A 21735-nucleotide genomic window follows, 5' to 3' on the forward strand; every position below is an offset into this window, starting at 1 on the left:
ACCCAAGGTGTAACGAGCGAAGCCAATCCCTTCGCTCTCTCAACGGGGCAGTACCTGCGGCCACGGCCTTTGAGCCGTCAGCCCGGCCCCGTGCACCCTCCTGAAAGGCCCGAAAAACCACAGGAATGTTGAATGAGCACACAACACGACACTGCCGACATAACGCCAACCGAACCCTTGAGCCATACCGGACTGCTGAAACTGGCCCCCGGCATGTTCGCCATCGCCATCGTTTGCGCCGTGGCGGCAACCCTGCTCAGCCTTGTGCCGCTGTGGTGCATCTACAGGATTGCCCAGACCCTGCTGAGCCCGGTTCCCGATGCGGCAAGCGCCTTTTCCTGGGGAGTGATTGCGCTGGTCGCAGTCGCCATGCGCTGGCTGATCATGACTGTCAGCCATGTCACAGCACACCTGGCAGCCTTTGAGCTGTTACGCCAGTTGCGCAGCCGGATTGCCCGGCGCCTGGGCGAAGTGCCCTTGAGCTTTTTCAGTCGCCACAACAGCAGCGACCTGCGCCGCACGCTCAACGACGATGTCGGCTCCCTGGAAGGCTTCTTTGCCCACTCACTGCCCGACTCGATCGCCGCAGCGGTAATGCCGCCCCTGAGTCTGATCGTGCTGTTCATCGTCGACTGGCGCCTGGCGCTGGCCTGTATGGCGCCGCTGCCGCTGGCCTTCCTGGCGCAGATGCTGATGGTCAAGGGCTCGGCCGAACGCATGGCCCAGTGGCAAAGCCTGCAACAGCGGATTTCCCAGAGTTTCAGCGAGTACCTGCAAGGCATTCAGGTGGTGAAAAGCTTCGGCCTGACCAGCCTGCGCTTCGGCACCCTGAGCAAGGACATTCGCGGTGCCGCCGACTGGGTGGCCGGTTTTGCCCGCAGGAGTTCGCTGTTCTGGGTGGTGTTCTCGGGCCTGCTCAGCGCCAACCTGATCATCGTCGCGCCGTTGGGCGCCTGGTTGCTGCTGGCCGGCAAGATCACTCTGGAAACCCTGCTGCTGTTCATTCTGCTGGCCCCTGCCGTGCTGATGCCATTGCTGCGCCTGACCTACATGCTCGGCGATCAGGTCCAGCGCAATGCAGCGTTGGCGCGCATCAACGACGTGTTGCTCAGCCCGCGAATGAGTGAAAACCCCAACGCACACATCCCCGCTGCGCCGCTGGACCTGCATCTGGAAAATGTCTGCCACGCTTATGGCGAAAGACAGGCACTGAATCAGGTCAGCTTTACCGCTCAGGCAGGCCAGTTGACCGCGCTGGTCGGCCCCAGCGGCTCGGGCAAGAGCACCGTGGCGCAACTGGTCTGCCGCTTGTTCGACGCCGACAGCGGCAGCATCACGCTGGGCGGCACGGAACTGCGCGACTGGCCGCTGGATGCCTTGCTGGCACGGGTTGCAGCGGTGTTCCAGCATGTTCATCTGTTCGACGGCAGCGTGCTCGACAACCTGCTGCTGGCAAAACCTGATGCCGATCAGGCCAGCGTCGAAGCCGCTGCCCGCGCCGCCTGTGCCCACGACTTCATCATGCGGCTGCCACAGGGTTACCAGACCTCCATCGGCGAAGGCGGCGCGCAACTGTCCGGTGGCGAACGCCAGCGTCTGTCGATTGCCCGTGCCCTGTTGAAAGACGCGCCGGTGCTGATTCTCGACGAAGCCACCGCCTATGCCGACAGCGAAAACGAAGCGCTGATCCAGCAGGCGCTGGCCAACCTGTGCCGTGGCCGAACCGTGCTGATGATCGCTCACCGCCTGCACACCGTGACCGCCGCGCAATGCATCGTGGTGCTGGATCAGGGCCAGGTGCGCGGCAGCGGTCGCCATGAACAGTTACTGGAAAGCTGCGAGCTGTATCGCCAGCTCTGGCAGGACCACACCCGTATTCGTCAATGGCAACTGAGCAGTGCAGGAGTACCGGCATGATTTCCAAACTGATGCGTGCCGGTGAACGCCTGGCCGGCCAGCGCGATCCTCATCTGAACCGGGGCCTGCGTCTCGCAGTACTCGAAGGCCTGCTGAGTGCGGCGCCCTATCCATTGTTGTACTGGCTGCTCGACGGCCTGTTCAACGGCACCGCCACAGGCCTCGGCGTGTTCTGGCTGGCGCTGGCGATGCTGGCCTGTCTGGTTGCACGAATCGTGGTCGGGGCAATCGGCACACCGCTGATTTTCACCGGTGCCTACGCCATGATGGCCAGCGCTCGCCTGCGCCTGGTCGACCATCTGCAAAAGTTGCCATTGGGCTGGTTCGGCAAGACCAACAGCGGCGAAATCAGTGCTCAGGTCACCGGCGACCTGGCATTGGTGGAACATCTCTGGTCGCACTTTCTCGGCGTGTTCGCCCTGTCGCTGGCGAAACTCGGCTTTCTGCTGATCTTCCTGTTCTGGCTGGAGCCGGTGCTGGCCTGTGCCGTGCTGACCATGCTGCCGTTGGCCTGCCTGGCCATCTATGTGGCGATTCGCAAGACCCTGCTGCATGCCGACCGCATGCTGGCCAGTAACAACCGCACCCAGGCCGCGCTGCAGGAATATATCCAGGGCATTGCGGTGATCCGCAGTTTCGGTCGCTTCGGCAGCGCCCTGCAACGTTTGAACAGGGTGATGGATGCGCAGCATCGGGCCATGGTCAGCATCGAACTCAAGCCGGCGCCCTGGGTTGGCCTGTTCGGACTGGTGATCGAAGCCGGATTCATCCTGATGGTGCTGCTCGGCTGCAACCTGCTGCTGGATGGGCAGTTGAGCACTCATAGCCTGCTGATCTTCAGCGTGCTGTCGCTGCCGTTGTATCGCCAGGCCATCGACCTGGGTTTCTCCACCCTGCTGCTGCGCTTCGGCCATCTGGCCTTGTCGCGCACCGAGCAGTTGCTGGAGCACAAACCGATGCCCGAGCCTGCTCAGCCACGTCAGCCCCAGCACTTCGATATCGAGTTCAAGAACGTCCGCTTCAACTACGCCGAACGCGACGCAACGGTGATTGACGGCCTTTCCTGTCATTTGCCGGCGGGCACCCTGACCGCTCTGGTCGGCCCCAGCGGCGCGGGCAAAAGCACCCTGGCGCATCTGGTGGCGCGGCTCTGGGACATCGACAGCGGCCAGTTGCAGATTGGCGGTATCGAGGCACGTGAGATTGGCAGCGAAAACCTGCAGCAACACATCTCGATGGTCTTCCAGGACGTCACGCTGTTTTCCGGCACGGTGCTCGACAACCTGCTGGTCGGCAAACCCGACGCCAGCGAACAGGAAGTGATCCACGCCGCACGTCTTGCCAGGGCTCACGACTTCATCGAAGCCCTGCCGGAAGGTTACGCCACCCGTATCGGTGAAGGCGGCGGCTGGCTGTCGGGCGGTGAACGGCAACGTCTTTCGATTGCCCGCGCACTGCTCAAGAACAGTCCGATCCTGCTGCTCGACGAGGCCACTTCCAGCGTCGATCCGTCCTCGGAAGCCGCCATCCAGTTCGGGCTCGATGCGCTGGTGCGTGATCGCACGGTGCTGGTCATCGCCCACCGCCTGCACAACATCCAGCACGCCGACCAGATTCTGGTCATGGATCGCGGGCGCATCGTCGAGCGCGGCTGCCACGACGACCTGCTGGCACTCGACGGCCTGTATGCCCGCCTGTGGCGGCAGCAAAGCCAGGCACGCCACTGGAACCTGAACACCTGAACCTACACAACGCGCCGCGCCAATACCTGCGCGGCATGAGTACTTGTCTGGATGGAGTCTTACCATGTACACATCGACCAGAAAAGCCTCGACTACGCACGCCACAGCGCTTGCAGAATTCAACCCCGCAACATTGGTTGATGAACTCGCCAAGCAACTCCGCCTGCCCGTCGACCAGCTACCAGGCGATGCAAATCTTCTGCGGCTGGGCCTGGATTCAATGCACCTGATGGCCTGGCTCAATCGCTTTCGGCGCCTGGGCTTCAAGGTGACCCTGAGCGAGCTTTATGATCATCCGACGCTGGAGGGCTGGCAAAACCTGCTGGGCAAGGCCGGCATCGGCAGCCAGAACCCAACGCCAGTTGCGGCCAGCGAAGCACTGCCGTGCATGACCGACGCCCAACCCTTCGCGCTGACTGCCGTGCAGCACGCCTATCTGGTCGGACGTTCCAGCGAGCAGCCATTGGGCGGTGTCGGCTGCCACCTGTATCAGGAGTTCGATGGCCGTGGTTTGACGGCACAAGTGCTGGAGCCGGCGATCTACCAACTGATCGAACGTCATCCGATGCTCAAGACCCGTTTTCTGGCCAACGGCCGCCAACAATGGCAGCCACAGTCGGCGTGGCCGGGGCTGAAGGTGCACGACCTGCGCCAGCACGACGAAACCTCGCGCCAGCAAACCCTGCTGCAACTGCGCGAGCAACTGGGCCATCGACGCCTTCAGGTCGAGCTGGGCGAAACCTTCGATTTCCAGCTGTGCCTGCTGCCTGAAGAGCAGCACCGCCTGCTGGTCAATATCGATCTGCTGGTCTGCGATGCGGCCAGCTTCAATCAGTTGTTCGAGGAACTGATTGCCCTGATCACCGAGCAACCGCTGCCCGCAGCATCCGACGAGTACGATTTCTGCAGCTACCTGACTCAGGTCCAGCGCAACGACCAGCAACGCATCGAACAGGCCAGGGCATGGTGGATGGCGCGTCTGGACGACCTGCCACTGGCCCCGCTGCTGCCGCTGGCGCAAGAACCCGAGCGCATCGAACAAGTGCGCATCAGCCGCCGTCGCGGGCAGCTGGACGCCGGGCAATGGCAGGTTTTCAAGGCACAGGCCGGCAAGCATGGCGTCACCCCGACCATGGCACTGGCCACGCTGTTCGGTGCAGTGCTGGGCCGCTGGAGCGGGCAACAGAGCCTGCTGCTCAACCTGACCCTGTTCGACCGCCAGCCGCTGCATCCAGCCGTAGCCGGAATGATTGCCGACTTCACCAATATCCTGCCGCTGCCTGTGGAGTGCGAAGGTCAATCCTTTGCCGAACTGGCACTGGCCAACCAGCGCTCGTTCGCGCAAGTTCATGAGCACAGCGCCTGGTCCGGCGTTGAAGTGCTGCGCGAACTCAAGAAGCGCCAGCGCCACCCGCACGGCGCGCCACTGGTGTTCACCAGCAACCTGGGCCGTCCGCTGTATGGCGAAGCCGAAGAAAGCACGCTTGGCGAACTGGGCTGGGGCATTTCCCAGACCCCGCAAGTGTGGATCGACCACCTGGCGTTCGAGCACCGCGGCCAGGTCATGCTGCAATGGGACAGCAACAACGCACTGTTCCCCGCCGGCCTGACCGACACACTGTTCGAGGTGTATTTCGAGCAGGTGCTGGCCTTGATTGCCGATCCGGCCGGCTGGTCGCGCCCGTTGCCGGAACTGATGCCCGCCAGCCAGTGCGTGGTGCGCGAACTGGTGAATGCCACCGCTCAACCGCTGCCGAGCGGCCTGCTGCATGATGGCGTATTTGCCCAGGCGCAACGCACGCCGCAGGCCATCGCCCTGATTCAGGGGCAACGCCAGTTGAGCTTTGCTGACCTGATCGAGCAGGCCAACCGTCTGGCGGGCAGCCTGCAAGCCAGAGGCGTGCAGGCTGGCGATACTGTCGCGGTCAGCATGCTCAAGGATATCGGGCAGATCATCGCCGTACTGGGCATCCTCAAGGCCGGGGCCATCTACGTTCCGGTGCCACCGGATCAGCCTCTGGCGCGACGCCTGGGAATCTATAAGGGCGCCGGAGTCAAATGCGTCCTGACCAGCGCCGATGAACCGCGCGAAAGTGAAATCGACAATCGTCTCGACTGGCAGCAGGCAATCCTCGCTGAGCCGCTGCTTCAGCAGGTTGAAGTCGATGTGCATCAGCCGGCCTACATCATCTACACCTCAGGCTCCACCGGCGAACCCAAAGGCGTGGTAATCAGCCATCAGAGCGCCCTGAACACCTGCGTGGATATCAGCCAGCGCCATCAGGTCGGCGGCAACGACCGGGTGCTGGCTCTTTCGGCGCTGCATTTCGACCTGTCGGTCTACGACATCTTTGGCGTACTGGGTGCCGGTGCCTCGATCGTACTGGTCAACGAACAGCAGCGCCGTGACCCGGCATTGTGGTGCGAACTGATCGTCGAGCATGGCATTACCCTGTGGAACAGCGTGCCGGCGCTGTTCGACATGCTGCTGACCTACAGCGAAGGCTTCGAGCTGCACAGCCCGGCGCATCTGCGCGTGGTCATGCTGTCCGGCGACTGGATCGGCCTCGATCTGCCCGACCGCTATCACCAGTTCCGTGCCGACGGCCAGTTCGTGGCCATGGGCGGTGCGACCGAAGCGGCGATCTGGTCCAACACCTGCACCGTGGCCCGCGTCGAACCGGACTGGCGCTCGATTCCCTACGGCCAGCCGCTGGCCAACCAGAGCTATCGCGTGGTCGACGAACTGGGCCGCGATTGCCCGGACTGGGTCGCCGGTGAATTATGGATCGGTGGCGTCGGCGTCGCCCAGGGCTACTTCAACGACACCGAGCGCAGCGCCCGGCAGTTCGTCGAAGTCGACGGTGAACGCTGGTATCGCACCGGCGACATGGGCTGCTACTGGCCCGATGGCACGCTGGAGTTTCTTGGGCGTCGCGACAAACAGGTCAAGGTCGGCGGCTATCGCATCGAGCTGGGCGAGATCGACGCGGCATTCAATCGTCTGCCAGGCGTCAAGAGCGCAATCAGCATGGCCCTGGGCGAACGGGAAAAAAGCCTGGTGGCCTTTGTCGTGCCGCAGGGCTCAAGCCTGTGCAGCCCGGTGCAAGCCGATCCGCGGACACCGACCGACTATGCCGACTGGTTGACCCCGACCGGCATGACGGATCTGTCGACAGCGCCGGATACATTGCTGGCCGACTTTCTGCTCCAGCATCTGGCCCTCAACGGCGTAAGTTTCGATGCGCCTACAAATCCTGACGAGGTAATGCAGGCCTATGCCTGTCCGCAGCAATGGTGCCCGCTGCTGGGCCGCTGGCTGGGCTGGTTGAGCGATCAGGGCCGCCTGCAGAGCAACGCCGATGGACAATGGCTGCGGGTAGCGATTGCCGAACCGGACACCAACAGTACGGACGACGAATCGACTTACGCCCTCAAGGAAGCCCTCAACGCTCACCATGACGCGCTCAGCGACATCCTGCGCGGCCAGCGCCAGGCCCAGACCCTGCTCGACCATCCGTACTGGTCCCCCGAGCATCTGTTGATGCAAAGCCGTGGCAGCAACGCAGCTCTGGAACAACTGGCAACCTCGATCACCCGCCTGAGCCAGCGCCTGCAACGCCCGGTGCGCCTGATCGAAGTGGGTGCCCGCAGCGCGCTGGGCGCAGTGCATCTGCTGCAACGCCTGAGCGCCAGCCAGGTGCAATACACCGCTCTCGATACGTCCCAGGCGCTGGTGCTCAAGGCCCGGGAACGCCTGGCCCGCTTCACCCATGCCAAGGCCTGTCGTGACAGCGACGCCGAACTCCAGAACCTGCTGCACAGCGCCGATGTGCTGCTGATCAACAACCAGTTGCACCGTATCGAGCAGCCGGAGCAGAACCTGCAACGCTGGCTGAAACTCTGCGCGCCGGGCGCTGCGGTCTATGTGATGGAACTGGCACAGGCTTCGCCACTGGCGCTGGTCAGTGCCGACCTGCTCAGCGACGGCCAGAGTGCCGCGCAACAACTGCGCGACACCGCCCATTGGCAGCACATGCTGACACAAGCCGGGCTGAGCGCCGGGCATAGCGATTGCCTGGGCGATCTGCAGCGGCTGGTACTGCGCGCCAGCGACAACCTGCAAAAACCCGACCCGACACGACTGGCCAAGGCCCTGGCAGACGAGCTGCCCAGTTATATGGTGCCGCAGCGTCTGTACTTCCTCGACGCCCTGCCGCTGACTGCCAATGGCAAGATCGACCACAAGGCTTTGTCTCAACTGTGCAAGCCTGGCGTCGAAGCCGTCGATGACACCCAGGCGCCGGGCACGCAAAGCGAGCAATTGCTGGCGCGGCTCTGGGAAGAGTTGTTACAGGGCGGCCCGGTGCATTGCCACAGCCAGTTCTTCCAGCTTGGCGGCGACTCGCTGCTGGCCACCCGACTGATTGGTGAACTGGGCAAGCACGGCTACCGCGCACGCCTCGATGACCTGTTCAACTTTCCGACCCTGCAGGCTTTCGCTGCCACTCTGGTTGCCGATCACAGCGCTCCCGCGACAAACCTGGAGCACGACCCGGCAGCCCGCTACCAGCCGTTCGCCCTGAGCGATGTGCAGGAAGCCTATCTGGTAGGGCGTCAACCGGGTTTCGTGCTGGGCGGCGTGGGTGCGCATTTCTTTGTCGAATTCAACGTCGAGCACCTGGATATCCAGCGTTTCGAGGCGATCTGGCAACAGTTGATCGCCCGCCACGACACGCTGCGCGCTGTGGTCCGTGACGGCTGCCTGCAAGTGCTGGAGCAGGTTCCGGCCTTTGCTGCGCAACGGCACCGCGTCAGTTCGCTGGAGGGTCCGCAAACCCTGGCGCTGCGCGAGCGTCTGTCGCATCAGGTGCTGAACCCCGAGCAATGGCCGTTGTTCGACGTGCAGATTGCTGAAGATGGTAGCAACCACAGCCGGATCTTCATCAGCCTGGACAACCTGTTGCTCGATGGCATGAGCATGCAGATTCTGCTGGCCGAGCTGGAAGTCCTGTATCAACAACCCGAGCGCGTGCTGGAACCCATCGATATCGGTTTCCGCGACTATCAGTGCCTGCGCGCCGCGCAACCCGCTGCCGTCAACGCCCAGGCTTACTGGCAGCGCCGGCTGGACAGCCTGCCCTCCGCGCCGCGCCTGCCATTGATGCGTGAGCCGAGCGAAATCGGCACACCACGCTTCGTGCGTCTGGCCGAGCGCATTTCGGCGGATACCTGGGAGCGCTTGAAAGCCCAGGCACACCAGCATCAACTGACCCCTTCGGGCCTGCTGCTCAGCGCCTTTGCCGCAGTGCTCTCGGCCTGGAGCAGCGAGCGCGAACTGTCCCTGAACCTGACCCTGTTCGACCGTCAGCCATTGCATCCGCACATCGACCGGGTTCTGGGCGACTTCACCTCACTGCTGTTGCTGGCCTGGCAACCGACGAATCACTGGCTCGGCAGTGCCCAGCGCCTGCAACAGCGCCTCTGGCGCGACCTGGCACAACGTGATCACTCGGCAATCCGGGTCATGCGCGAGCTGGCCAGACGCAACGGCATGGCCGCCGCACAGATGCCGGTGGTGTTCACCAGCGCGCTGGGCTTCGACAAGGGCCGTTTCATGGCCGAATCGTCCTGGCTCAAGCCGGTCTGGGGCATTTCCCAGACTCCGCAGATCTGGCTGGACCATCAGGTCTATGAGTCGGAGGGCGATCTGTGCCTGAACTGGGATGCGGTAGAAGCCCTGTTCGAGCCGGCCATGCTGCGCGCCATGTTCGAGCAGTACATTGCGCTGCTGCGCCAGTTGGCCGACCAGCCACAGGCTTGGGCCTTGCCGCTGGAACAACTGGTCGCGCGCAATCAGACCAGCGCCTTGATCACCGCCCTGCCACGCACGCCAACCGCGTCCGTAACAGTGGACAACGGCTGTCAGGTCGATGAGCACATCGTCGAGCTGATCCGCCAGTCGTTCAGCGATGTCATCGGCCTGAAGCTGCATGACGCCCGGCAGAACTTCTTCGATGCGGGGGCCAGCTCTCTGAAACTGGTGCAATTGCATATCCGCCTGAGCCAGCTGGGCTATCCGCAATTGCAGGTCACCGACCTGTTCGGCTATCCCAACGCCCATGCGCTGGCCCAGCATCTGAGCCAGGCACCTCTGGTCTCGGACGAGCAGGACGAAGCGCGCCGCACCCAGTTGAACCAGCGCAACGCCAGACGCCTGCGGCGCATCGGGAGTGTTTCATGAGCCGCTACCTGCCTTATTGGTGTTACTACCTGCATCAAGGCATGCTCACCGCCCTGATGCTGCAAGGGGTAGTCGGCTACTTCCGGCATCACGGGCTGGACCTGGCCAGCCTCAGCCTGTTGTCGCTGACGTTCCTGCCCTGGGTCGGCAAGTTCCTCTGGGCACCGTGGTGCGAACGTCACAGCATCAGCCTGCGTGGCAATCGCTACCTGGGCAGTCTGGTGCTGTTGCAACTGGCCATGGCCGTGACCTTGCTGGCCCTGGGCTTTCTGGCGCCGGAACACTCGATCTATCCGATCATGGCCGGTCTGATGCTGCTGGCGTTGCTGTCGGCCAGTCACGACATCTACGCCGACGGCATCACCATCACCACCTGTGATGCCGCCAGCCGTCCCTACGCCAATACCGCGCAAGTGGGTGGCAGCTATCTGGGCGTTGTGTTCGGTTCCTTCGTGTTCCTGTTTCTGGCCGAGCGCTGGGGCTGGCAAGCGGGCTTTACCGGGATGGCGGCGGTTTCACTGCTGCTGTTGCTGCCGGTGGGCCTGTTACCGGCCAGTTGGGCCTTGACCGAGCTGACAACGCGCCCAAGGCTGGATCGCAGCAGCTTCACCGCGCTGTGGCCCGCCCTGTGCCTGACCGCCATCTACTACCTGGCGATGCGCGGCCTGATGACCGTGCAAACCGTACTGCTGCTGGATCAGGGTTTGAGTCTTGGCGATCTGGGGCTGGTGTCGACGCTGTACGGCACCCTCGCCAGCGCCCTTGGCGTGCTGCTCGGTGGCTGGATGGCCAGACGCTTCGGTGCCTGGCGCTGCCTGTTGCCGGCCATGGCCATCCATGCCGCGATTGCCGTGGCGGCGGCCCTGGGTGCCACGCTCTACAACCTCACGACCTGGCTGGCGCTGTTCGCGCTGGTCAACGTCGCGGCGGCCATCAGCTTCGTCACGCTCTACAACCTGTTGATGGGCGTCGTGCGTCCACATCAACCGGCCTCGGACTATGCCTTGCTGCAATCGGTGGATGCCGCCATTGCCATGCTCGGTTCGATGGTCGCCCTGCAAGTCGCCCATCACCTGGGCTATCCATCGTTGCTGGCCATTCTGGCGGCCATTGCCTGCTTCTCCATGTGGCCTGCGCTGCGACTGCGTCGCCGCCTTGAACGCAGCCTATCCGTATCCAATTTCTCCGCTCCTGCCCAAGAGGTCATTCATGCACACCTTTGAAGAGTTCTATGGCACCAGTGAACCTGTCGCAGTCATTGGTCTGGCCTGCCGGTTCCCCGGTGCCGGCGACAGTACCGAGTACTGGCAGAACCTGCTGGCCGGCCGCGAATGCAGCCGCCGTTTCAGCCGCGAAGAACTGTTGGCCGCCGGGCTGGACCCGGCCCTGATCGACAACCCCGATTTCGTCAATGTTGCTTCGACCATCGATCAGCCCGAGCACTTCGATGCCGCGCTGTTCGGCTATTCACGCCAGGAAGCCGAGTCCATCGACCCGCAACAGCGGCTGTTCCTGCAGACCGTCTGGCATGCCCTGGAGCATGCCGGTTTTGCTCCGCGGGATATCCCGCACAAGACTGGCGTATTCGCTTCCGCACGCATGAGCACCTATCCGGGCCGCGACAATATCCGCGTTACCGAAGTGGCGCAGGTCAAGGGCCTGCAAGCGCTGATGGGCAACGACAAGGATTACCTGGCCAGCCGGGCCGCCTACAAACTCAACCTGCGCGGTCCGGCGCTGACCGTGCAGACCGCCTGCTCCAGTTCGCTGGTCGCCGTACACATGGCATGTGAAAGCCTGCGCAGTGGCGAATGCTCCATGGCCGTGGCGGGCGGAGTCGCGGTGTCGTTCCCGCAACAGGCCGGCTACCTCTACCAGCCGGGCATGATCTTTTCCCCGGATGGACGCTGCCGCCCTTTCGACGCCAATGCCCAGGGCACCTTTGCCGGTAACGGCGTGGGGGCCGTGACCTTGCGGCGCCTGGAAGATGCCCTGCGTGACGGCGATCCGATTCTGGCCGTGCTGCGCGGCAGTGCGATCAACAACGACGGCCACCACAAGGTCGGCTACACCGCGCCGTCGGTAGTCGGCCAGCGTGAAGTGATCAGCGATGCGCTGCTGCTGGCCGATGTCGAATGCACCAGCATCGGCATGATCGAAGCCCACGGCACCGGCACGCCACTGGGCGACCCCATCGAAGTCCAGGCCTTGCGCGATGTCTTCGCCGCACGCAGCGATATCGGTGGCTGTGCGCTGGGCTCGGTCAAGGGCAACCTCGGGCATCTGGATACCGCAGCCGGGATCGCCAGCCTGATCAAGACCGTGCTTGCCGTCAGCCATGGACAAATTCCGCCGAGCATCAACTTCGCCCAGGCCAACCCTGCACTGCAACTGGACAACAGCCCGTTCCAGGTGCCGGTGCAAGCGCGGGACTGGCCGGCAGGACCACGGCGCGCCGGTGTGTCTTCGTTCGGCATCGGCGGCACCAACTGCCACGTGATCGTCGAAGCCATGCCGGAAACCCTGCGCAGCGTTCATCCGCAACCGGAGGCCGGCGCCCTGCTGCTGAGTGCCGCCAGCCAGGCATCGCTGCGGCAACTGGCAGGCCGTTATGCCCTGCAACTGAAGAACGGCAACTCAGCGGCCAATCTGGCGCATACCGCGCTGCATGGTCGTCAGCTCGATCTGGCCTATCGTCTGGCCGTGCCGCTGCATGATGAAACAGCCCCGGCCCTGGAAGCCTTCGCCCAGGGCGAACGCGATGCCCTGCTGCACGATGGTCATGCGCAACAAGGCACTCAACTCTGGCTGTGCAGCGGTCAGGGCAGCCAATGGGCCGGCATGGGCAAAAGTCTCTACGGTCAGGCCCGGGCCTTTACCGAAAGTCTGGACCGCAGCTTCGCTGCCTGCGCCGCACACCTGCAACCGTCGCTGCAATCGGTGATGTTCGGCGAGCACGACGCGCTGATCGACCGCATGGATTACGCCCAGCCGGCCATCGTCGCCTTTGAGGTGGCCATGGCCGCCCATTGGCGTGAGCAAGGCCTGACCCCGGAGTTGCTGGTTGGCCATTCGGTCGGTGAGTTTGCCGCAGTGGTCATTGCCGGCATCTACCGTCTCGAAGACGTGCTGCCGCTGGTGATTACCCGTGGTCGGCTGATGAACCAGAGCGCCGCCGACGGCGCGATGCTCGCGGTGTTCTGCGACGAGGCGAGTCTGGAACCACTGGCCCGCCAGCATGGGGTCGAGATAGCCGTGCATAACGCCGAACGGCATCTGGTGGCCTCGGGCAGTCGTCAGGGCATCGAGGCCTTGGCGCAGACACTGCAAGACCAGCAGATTCGCCATAACCGCCTGAGCGTGGCCGGTGCAGCACACTCGCAATTGCTCGACCCGATCCTCGACGAGTTCCAGCAGGCCTGCGCCCGCTTACAGGCCAACCCCGGCAGGATTCCGCTGATCTCGACCCTGACCGGCCAACCCTTGACCCAGGCCGAACTGAACAGCGGCGATTACTGGCGCAGGCACATGCGCGAGCCGGTGCGTTTCCATCAGGCGCTGCAACTGGCGTTGCAAGGCGGCGTCAGCATCGGTCTGGAGCTTGGCTCCGATGCACCGCTGACCGGCATCGGCAGCCGTCTGGAACAACCGGGCGTGCACTGGATCGCCAGTGCACGACGCCACAAGCCGGCACAAGCTGTCTTGCAAGACAGTCTGCTGCGCCTGTTCGCCGCCGGTGCCAATCTGGCATGGCGCGAATTGCTGCCCAGCAGCGGACAGCGTATCCAGGCGCCGCTGTATGCCTTCGATGAGCAACGCTACTGGTGCGATACGCCACGCCAGGCACTTGCCGTGGCGCAGCAGGATCCGCTGCTGGAAGCCGGTCGCAAGGCCGTTATTCAGGAAGGAGCGAGCCTCGACCTGCCGCGCCTGGAACGCCTCTACGAGTGCGTAACCAGGCTGCATGCCATCTATGTCGACCAGATGGTCCGCCAGTGCGTGGGCGAGCGCATCGACAGCGGCGCTGCGGCGCTGGATATCCTGCGCGGCGGACGCTTGCTGCCGCGTCACCGGCAACTGCTGGTGCGCCTGCTCAATGCCTGCGTGGAAGACGGCTATTACGCACTGGAACAAGGCAGCTATCGCACGGCCAGTCTGGTGCCTTACGAACAGCGTGCGGCCCTGCTCAAGGAACTGCGCGACTGCTGCGAAGGCCTGGACGTGATCGCCGAAACGGTCGAGCGTGCCGGTGAACAACTGTTCGCGATGATGAATGGCTCGGTCGAACCGGTAGCCGTGATTTTCCCGGAAAGCGCCTCCAGCGGCGTGGAAGTGCTGTATCAGCAGTTCAGCTTTGGTCGCTATTTCAACCAGATCGCGGCAGGCGTGATCACCGGGCTGGTCAATCAGCATGAGCACAATGGCGGTGGTCCGTTGCGCATTCTGGAGGTCGGTGGCGGTACGGGCGGCACCACAGCCTGGCTGTTGCCCGAGCTCAGGAACGTGGCGGATGTACGTTATTGCTTCACCGACATTTCCGCGCTGTTCAGCCGTCGTGCCGAAGAAAAGTTCAGCGAATACGATTTTGTCGACTACGCCCAGTTCGACCTGCAGAAGCCGGCCAGTGAACAGGGTTTCCAGGTCGGGCACTATGACCTGATCGTCGCCGCCAACGTGATTCACGCCACCCAGCACGTGGGCCAGACCCTGCAGAATCTGCGTCCGCTGCTCAAACCCGGCGGCGGTCTGTTGATGCGCGAGATCACCCGCCCGATGCGCCTGTTCGACTTCGTGTTCGGCCCGCTGGTGCTGCCGCTGCATGACGAACAGGCGCGTGGCGGCGAACTGTTCCTGAGCACCGGGCACTGGCAGCAGCAATGCAGGGAAAGCGGTTTCGAGCGCCTGGACTGGCTGCCGGACGATGGCAGCGCCACGGCCAATATCAGCGAACATATTCTGCTGGCCCGCACCCAGGCCGCGAACATCACCGCCAGCCCGGCCAGTGCCGGTCATGACAGTGGCAGCGCGGTCCTCGGTCGGCAACTGGGCGAAAGCCTCTATCAAGCCGACTGGCGCGATTGCACCGGCCAGCCACAACGCTGGCAGAACCGTCTGCTGGAAGCCTGTAAAGAACTGACAGCGCGACATGGCGACCCGCGCCAGGTGCCGGTCTTCGCGCAGAGCCCGGACCTGCCCGAGCGGCTGGACGGTCTGGCGCTGGAATGGTGTGCCAGTCCGTTCGGCATCGCCCGGGTCACCCTCAAGCAGCGCAACGAGCAAGGAGAATGGCAACTGCTGGCCTGTGCCGATAATCAGCCTGCGACCAATAACTCCTTGCCGGCCCTGAAAGCCGCACCGGGCACCCATTACGCCTGGCAGTGGCGGACACTGGAGGCGCGAGACGCCTGTGTTCCCGCACTGCGCATTGAGCCCGCCAGCGCCCGCCCGGCACTGGCGGCCATAGGTCTGGCCCATGATCCCGAGGCCGAGACTTGTCTGCTGATCGTGGAAAGCGGCGAGCTGCAAAGCATCAGCGCCGATGTGCTCAATGCCTTGAGCCAGAATACCGATCAACCTTTGCTGGTAGTCACCCGCAACGCTTGGGCACCGACTGCCGACAGCGCTGTAGCCCCTGAACAACGGGCGATCTGGGGGCTGCTGCGGGTTGCCAGTGCCGAACAGCCAGACCGTGAACTGGCGGGTATCGACCTGGATGGTAGTGACGACTGGCAGCCATTGTTGGTGGGGTTGAATGCGGTATTCGCGGATAAATCCGCTCCCACAGACACCACACAAATCCCCCTGACCGAACGCTGGATCGCCATCCGCAATGGTCAGGTTCACGCCCAGAACCTGGCCGTGCAAACACACCCTGCCGCCAAACTTCCCGCACAAAGCTTCAAGGGCAATGGCTGGCATGTGGTAACCGGGGCCTTCGGCGGGCTTGGCCGCTTGAGTGTCGAGTGGCTGGCGCATCAGGGCGCGCAACGTATTGCCCTGCTCGCCCCTCGCTGCCCTGAAGACGCCGGGCAGTGGTTCGCCCGCCTGCAACAGCAGCACAACTGCGAGTTGCGCTGGCTGGCCTGCGATGTCAGCGACCCGGCCGCACTGGGCATGTGCCTGGAAGACCTGCAGATCGACGGCGGCCTCAACGGCGCGATTCATAGCGCCGGGCTGCTGGACGATACGCCGCTGGCCAATCTTGACAGCCAGCGCATGCAGCCGCTGTTGCAAGTCAAATGCGCGGCGGCCAGCCAGTTGCAGTCGGCACTTGCCGATCAGGGCCGCTACCTGCTGCTCTACTCCTCGGCCGCCGCCAGCCTTGGCGCGCCGGGCCAGGGCGCCCACGCACTGGCCAGTGCCTATCTGGACGGTCTTGCCGAATCCAGCCCGCAATCCGGCCTGCGCACCATCAGTATTGCCTGGGGCGCCTGGGGCGAAGTCGGCCGCGCCGCCGAAGACCAGTTGCATGCCAAGCTGGCCCAGGCCGGCATGGGCACACTGCAAACCGGTGAAGGCCTGTGGCATCTGGAACAGGCCATCATGCGCGGTGCGCCATGGCATCTGGCGATGCGCGTGGAGCATGAGCGCATCGACCCGCGTCGACGCCTGTTCTCTCAGGCAACCGAGCAACCGGTGGTCCGGGCGCAGGCCAGCAATACCCGGCAGACCGACGCCATTGCGACACCGGTCCTGAGTGGTGAAGCACAGGCTGATCGGCAGGCCCTGAGCCAATGGCTGAGCGCTTCGATCTGCCGTCAGTTACGACTGGGCTCCGACTCGGCACCGGGCGAAAACCAGGACCTGATGCAACTGGGCCTCGACTCGTTGCTGTTCCTGGAACTGAGCAGCGATATCCAGCGCCAATTGGGCATTCGTCTGGACGCCGAACAGGCTTATCGCGACCTGAGCATCCGGGGCCTGAGCGCCCTGCTGCTGGCCGCTGCCGGGCAAGCGCCGGTCGCCTCGAACGCCGCGCAGATCGTGCCCGATCCGGCTGCACGCTTCGAGCCGTTCCCGCTGACACCGATCCAGCACGCTTACTGGCTGGGCCGTACCGACCTGATCGAATACGGCGGCGTGGCCTGTCATGTGTTGTTCGAGTGGGACAAGGCCTATGCCGACTTCGACCTGCAGCGTTTCGAGCGCGCCTGGAATGCGCTGATCACTCGCCATGACATGTTGCGCATGGTGGTCGACAGCGACGGTCGACAACGCATCCTTGAACAGACGCCGTGGTACAGCCTGCCGCGCAATGACCTGCGTGACCTGCCTCAGGAGCAACAGCAACAGCGTTTGCTGGGCATTCGTGAAGAGATGTCCTATCGCGTGCTGCCGGCCGACCGCTGGCCGTTGTTCGAGGTCACGGTCAGTGAACTCGACAGCGGGCATTGCCGCCTGCACATGAACCTCGATTTGCTGCTGTTCGACGTGCAGAGCTTCAAGGTGATGATGGATGACCTGGCCACCGCTTATGCCGGCCAGGATCTCGCACCGCTGCAATTAACCTTCCGCGACTATGTGCTGACCGACCTGGCGCAGCGCGACAGCCTGCAATGGCGCCAGTCCTGGCGCTACTGGCAGGACACTCTGGAGCACTTGCCAGCCGCGCCACAGTTGCCGATGGCCGCCAGCGCGCAACAGGGCCAGCCACGTTTCCGTACCCTGCAGGCCACACTGGGTGCAGAGCACTGGAGCCGCTTCAAGCTGCAATGCCAGCAATCGGGAGTGACGCCTTCGGCGGCGCTGCTGGCACTGTTCGCCCAGACCCTGGAGAGCGTCAGCCGCACACCGGACTTCACCCTCAACCTGACCTACTTCAACCGCCGTCCGCTGCACCCGCAGGTCCAGCAGTTGATCGGTGACTTCACCTCGGTGCTGCTGATCGACTTCCAGCTGGGCCACGGCGACAGTCTGCGCCAGATCATGGAAACCACTCAGGCGCGCTTGTGGCAACGTCTGGCCCACACCGGCGTCAACGGGGTGGAACTGATGCGCGAACTGGGCCGTCGTCAGGGCCATGGCCGACAACCGGCCATGCCGGTGGTGTTCACCAGCATGCTCGGCATGTCGCTGGACGGCAAAGCCATCGATCAGGCCATGACTTCGACCCTTGGCGATCCGGTGCACGTGTTCACCCAGACCCCGCAAGTCTGGCTCGACCATCAGGTCATGGAGATCGACGGTGAACTGGTGTTCAGTTGGTACTGCATGGAAGAGGTGCTGGCCGACGGTCTGATTGACAACCTGTTCGAGGCTTACAGCGGGCTGTTGCAAACCCTGGCCAGCCAGCCGCAGGGCTTCGATGAACTGCCTGCCCTGCCGCGTCACGACTGGTCGCTCAACCTCGATGGCGAGCGCTTCGATCCGCAGGCACTGGAAGCCCATTTGCGTCGTGCCACCGGCGTGCAAGGCGCGAGGGTCAGTGTCGACAACGATGGCCGCACGCTGCTTGGTGAACTGGTCGCCAGGGAGCCGCTTGCCCTTGATGACAGCATCCTCTCCCCGCTGCCTCTGCCATTGAGCGAGTTGCCGGACCTGAGCGAGGCCCAGCGTCAGGAAGTCGACCGGACCTGGCAGGCACTGGAAAGCCGTGCGCGCCAGGGCATTCTGGCAACCCTGCAAAAACACGGGCTGTTCACCGAAGCCGGTCAGAGCCACGACCTGGCTCAGGTAATGACCCGTCTGGGCGCCTTGCCACAATTCGCTGGTCTGTTGCGTCAATGGCTGGCCATGCTATGCCAGCAAGGCTGGGTAAAGCAGGACGGTCAACGCTATCTGACCGTGCAACCGCAAGCAGCCCCGGCAACAGAGCAGACCCTGCCCGCTGCCGACTGGAGCCAGACGCTTTCGACTTATCTGGAGGCCTGCATCGAGTTGCACGGCGAACTGCTGCGCGGTGATCGCTCGCCGCTGAGCCTGTTGTTCGGCAACAGCGATGCGGTGGTCAAGGCGCTGTACAGCAATAACCCGGTCCTGCATTGCCTGAACAGTACCCTGGCGCTGACCGCCAGGGCGCTGGCCGGTAAACGGCGTGATCTGCGGGTGCTGGAAGTCGGTGCCGGAACCGGCGCGACAACCAACCATCTGTTGCCGATGCTGGAAAGCCATCTGAGCGAATACCGCTTCACCGATGTGTCCAGCCTGTTCCTCAAGCAGGCTCAGGAACGCTTCGCCGCCTGGCCGCAACTGACCAGCTCGATTCTGGACCTGAACCAGCCTGTGGATTTCAGCCAGCATCCCGCGCAGGGCTACGACCTGATCGTTGCCGTCAACGTGATGCACGATGCCTCCCACGTGACCCGTTCGCTCAAGCGTCTGCATCGTTTGTTGCGCAGCGGCGGGCATTTACTGCTGCTGGAAGCCACAGAGCGCGACAGCGCACTGCAACTGGCCAGCATCGGCTTCATCGAAGGCCTGAGCAACTTTGAAGATGAGCGCAGCGAGGACGACAAGGCAATGCTCGACCTGCCGCGCTGGCGCAGCGCCGTACAGGCCTCGGGCTTCAGTTGGGTGATGAACTGGCCAGAACAGGCCAAGGACAGCATGCGTCAGCACTTCATGCTGGCCAGAGCCGAAGGCAATACTCATCTGGATCTGCAAAGCCTGCAGGCCGCTATTGAGCAGCCGACCCACTGGCCGCTGGCCTTGCGTCAGGTCGAACATTTCAGCACCGCAACCACCAGCCAGGCTGACCAGGAAACTGCAGCACACGCCAGACCCACGGCAGTCGTCGACCCGACAGTGCTGAGCGCCGTTTGCGGCCTGTGGCAGGAACTGCTCGGGCAGACGCTGGACGCCGGGAGCGACTTCTTCCTGAGTGGCGGCGACAGCCTGATTGCGACCCGCATGATTGCGCGCCTGAACCGCATGGGCTATCCCGGCAGCAGCCTGCGCAACCTGTTCGACAACCCGCGTTTGGGCGACTTCTGCGCCACCCTGAAGAGCACCGAAACCCGCCCCGACGATAATCCGCTGGCGCTGGCCCGTGGCCGCAACAAGCTGCCGCTGTTCGTGTTCCATGCCTCGGATGGTGAAATCGGCGCTTACCTGCCGCTGGCTCAGGCGCTGGATCTGCAGGTTTTCGGCCTGCAGGCCGCCGATGCCCTGGCCAGTCACTCCTTGCAGGAACTGGCAGCGCACTACGTACGAGCCATTCGCCGCCAGCAGGCCAGCGGGCCGTATGTGCTGCTGGGCTGGTCCTACGGAACCTTCGTCGCCGAAGCCGCAGCCCATCTGCTGCAAGGCGATGGACAACAGGTGCGGCTGATCCTGCTCGATCCGGTCTGCCGCCAGGACTTCCGCTTCGAGAACCGTTCGGGCCTGTTGCGCCTGATGGCTCAGGGCGCGAAGACCATCGAGTTGCCAGACGACCTGGAGCAACTCTCGCCGTCCAGGCAACTGGAGATTTTCATGGCTAACGCAACCCGGGCCGGCGTGTTGAAAAACCCGCCGGAGCCAGAACAGGCGCAGCAATGGCTGCAACGCATCGAGCACTTGATGAAGTTGCTGAGCGGCCATTCACGCCCGCAAAACCTGAGCATTCCCTGCCTGTGGCTGACCGCCGAAGGACGTCCGCAGCACTGGCAGCCTGCCGAGCAGGACTGGCAGGCCTGGGCACCGCAGGCGCGCCGCGAATCCATGGCCTGCGATCACTGGCAACTGCTGCTCGAAGCGCAACAGGTCGAGCGCACCGCCAGCGTCATCAACGCCTGGCTGGCAGAAACCCATGAGGAGCATCAAGCATGAGTACACCTTTGAAAGTCCTGATCGTCGGGGCCAAATTCGGTGAGCTGTACCTCAACAGCTTTCTGGACGAACAACCCGGCCTGCAACTGGCCGGCCTGCTGGCCAAGGGCAGCCCGCGCTCCAGGGCGCTGGCCAATGCCTTCGGCATCCCGCTGTACACCGACATCGAGCAATTGCCGAGGGATCTGGACATTGCCTGTGTGGTGGTGCGTTCGGCAATCGTTGGCGGGATCGGCGGCCAACTAACGGAAAGCCTGCTGCGCCGTGGCCTGCATGTGATTCAGGAGCATCCGGTGCACCCGGACGAAATCGCCCGCCATCAGCAACTGGCCACCGAGCTGGGGCGTCACTACATCGTCAACAGCTTCTACCCGCACACCGAAGCCGGTCGCTGCTGGACCGGCGCAGCCCAGCGGGTCAGCCAGTTGCTGGACGGCCAGAAACCGAAACTGGCGCAACTGACCACCAGTCGCCAGTTGCTCTATTCGAGCCTGGACCTCCTGCTGCAAGCCCTGGGCTGCGAACTGGCGGAACAAGTCAGTGTGAACCTGGTGGATCGCGACGCGGATTTCCATACCCTGTCGCTCAACCTGCCCGACAGCCGCGTGCTGCTGCGCCTGCAAAGCTGGATGGACCCGGACGATCCGGATCTGCACAGCCTGGTCATGCACCAGTTGACCCTGGCCTGGAGCAGCGGCTATCTGTCGCTGGACGCCAGCTATGGCCCGGTCAACTGGACCCCCGCGCTGCACACCGAAAATCACAGCGATGACCGCCAGACGCTGTACGCCAGCAACGCCAACTACCTTGAGCGGGCCACGGCATTGCCGCTGCACCCGGCAGCCAGTCACTGGCGCAGCGCTCATGAAATCGAAGGGCCGGCGGGCGTCGGCTGGCTGTTGCAACGCATGGCGGCCTATATCCAGGGCGAACCGGTCGCCGCCAGCCTGAGTGCCGACTATCAACTGGCACTGGCCCGGCTCTGGCAGGAAACCCTGCGTTGCGCCGGACCTGCCGAGCAGCGTCCAGCACCGCCACCGAGAATCATCGATGCGGCGCAACTGCGGGCGGAGGTCTGAGTCC

Annotated in this window: 6 protein-coding genes; all 6 read left to right on the forward strand. The window is 63.7% G+C overall.

The genetic code is table 11. The features are described 5' to 3' along the window. Window positions 1-132 precede the first annotated feature (132 nt). The 6 genes from ALQ04_RS24430 to ALQ04_RS24455 all read left to right on the forward strand — a co-directional run bounded on the left by ALQ04_RS24430 (window position 133) and on the right by ALQ04_RS24455 (window position 21731). Entirely contained in the window at window positions 133-1917 is a 1785-nt protein-coding gene (locus ALQ04_RS24430) for an ABC transporter ATP-binding protein (protein WP_122318351.1), read from the forward strand. Beyond that, window positions 1914-3659: an ABC transporter ATP-binding protein gene (locus ALQ04_RS24435; RefSeq protein ID WP_122318352.1), complete on the forward strand. Its 1746-nt coding sequence runs from the start codon at window positions 1914-1916 to the stop codon at window positions 3657-3659. Before ALQ04_RS24430 ends, ALQ04_RS24435 begins: the two co-directional genes overlap by 4 nt. Before the next feature lie 64 nt (window positions 3660-3723). Further along, window positions 3724-9903: a non-ribosomal peptide synthetase gene (locus ALQ04_RS24440; protein WP_122318354.1), complete on the forward strand. Its 6180-nt coding sequence runs from the start codon at window positions 3724-3726 to the stop codon at window positions 9901-9903. Continuing rightward, window positions 9900-11126 carry an MFS transporter gene (locus ALQ04_RS24445; RefSeq protein WP_122318356.1) on the forward strand — a complete coding sequence of 409 codons (1227 nt, stop codon included), beginning with the start codon at window positions 9900-9902 and terminating at the stop codon, window positions 11124-11126. Before ALQ04_RS24440 ends, ALQ04_RS24445 begins: the two co-directional genes overlap by 4 nt. Further along, entirely contained in the window at window positions 11113-20652 is a 9540-nt protein-coding gene (locus ALQ04_RS24450; protein WP_122318358.1) for a type I polyketide synthase, read from the forward strand. Before ALQ04_RS24445 ends, ALQ04_RS24450 begins: the two co-directional genes overlap by 14 nt. Continuing rightward, window positions 20649-21731 (forward strand): Gfo/Idh/MocA family oxidoreductase, encoded by a 1083-nt coding sequence (locus ALQ04_RS24455; protein ID WP_122318360.1) that lies wholly within the window; start codon window positions 20649-20651, stop codon window positions 21729-21731. Before ALQ04_RS24450 ends, ALQ04_RS24455 begins: the two co-directional genes overlap by 4 nt. Window positions 21732-21735: the final 4 nt, after the last annotated feature.

It is taken from the genome of Pseudomonas cichorii, assembly GCF_003700275.1.
Taxonomy (GTDB): Bacteria; Pseudomonadota; Gammaproteobacteria; order Pseudomonadales; family Pseudomonadaceae; genus Aquipseudomonas; species Aquipseudomonas cichorii_B.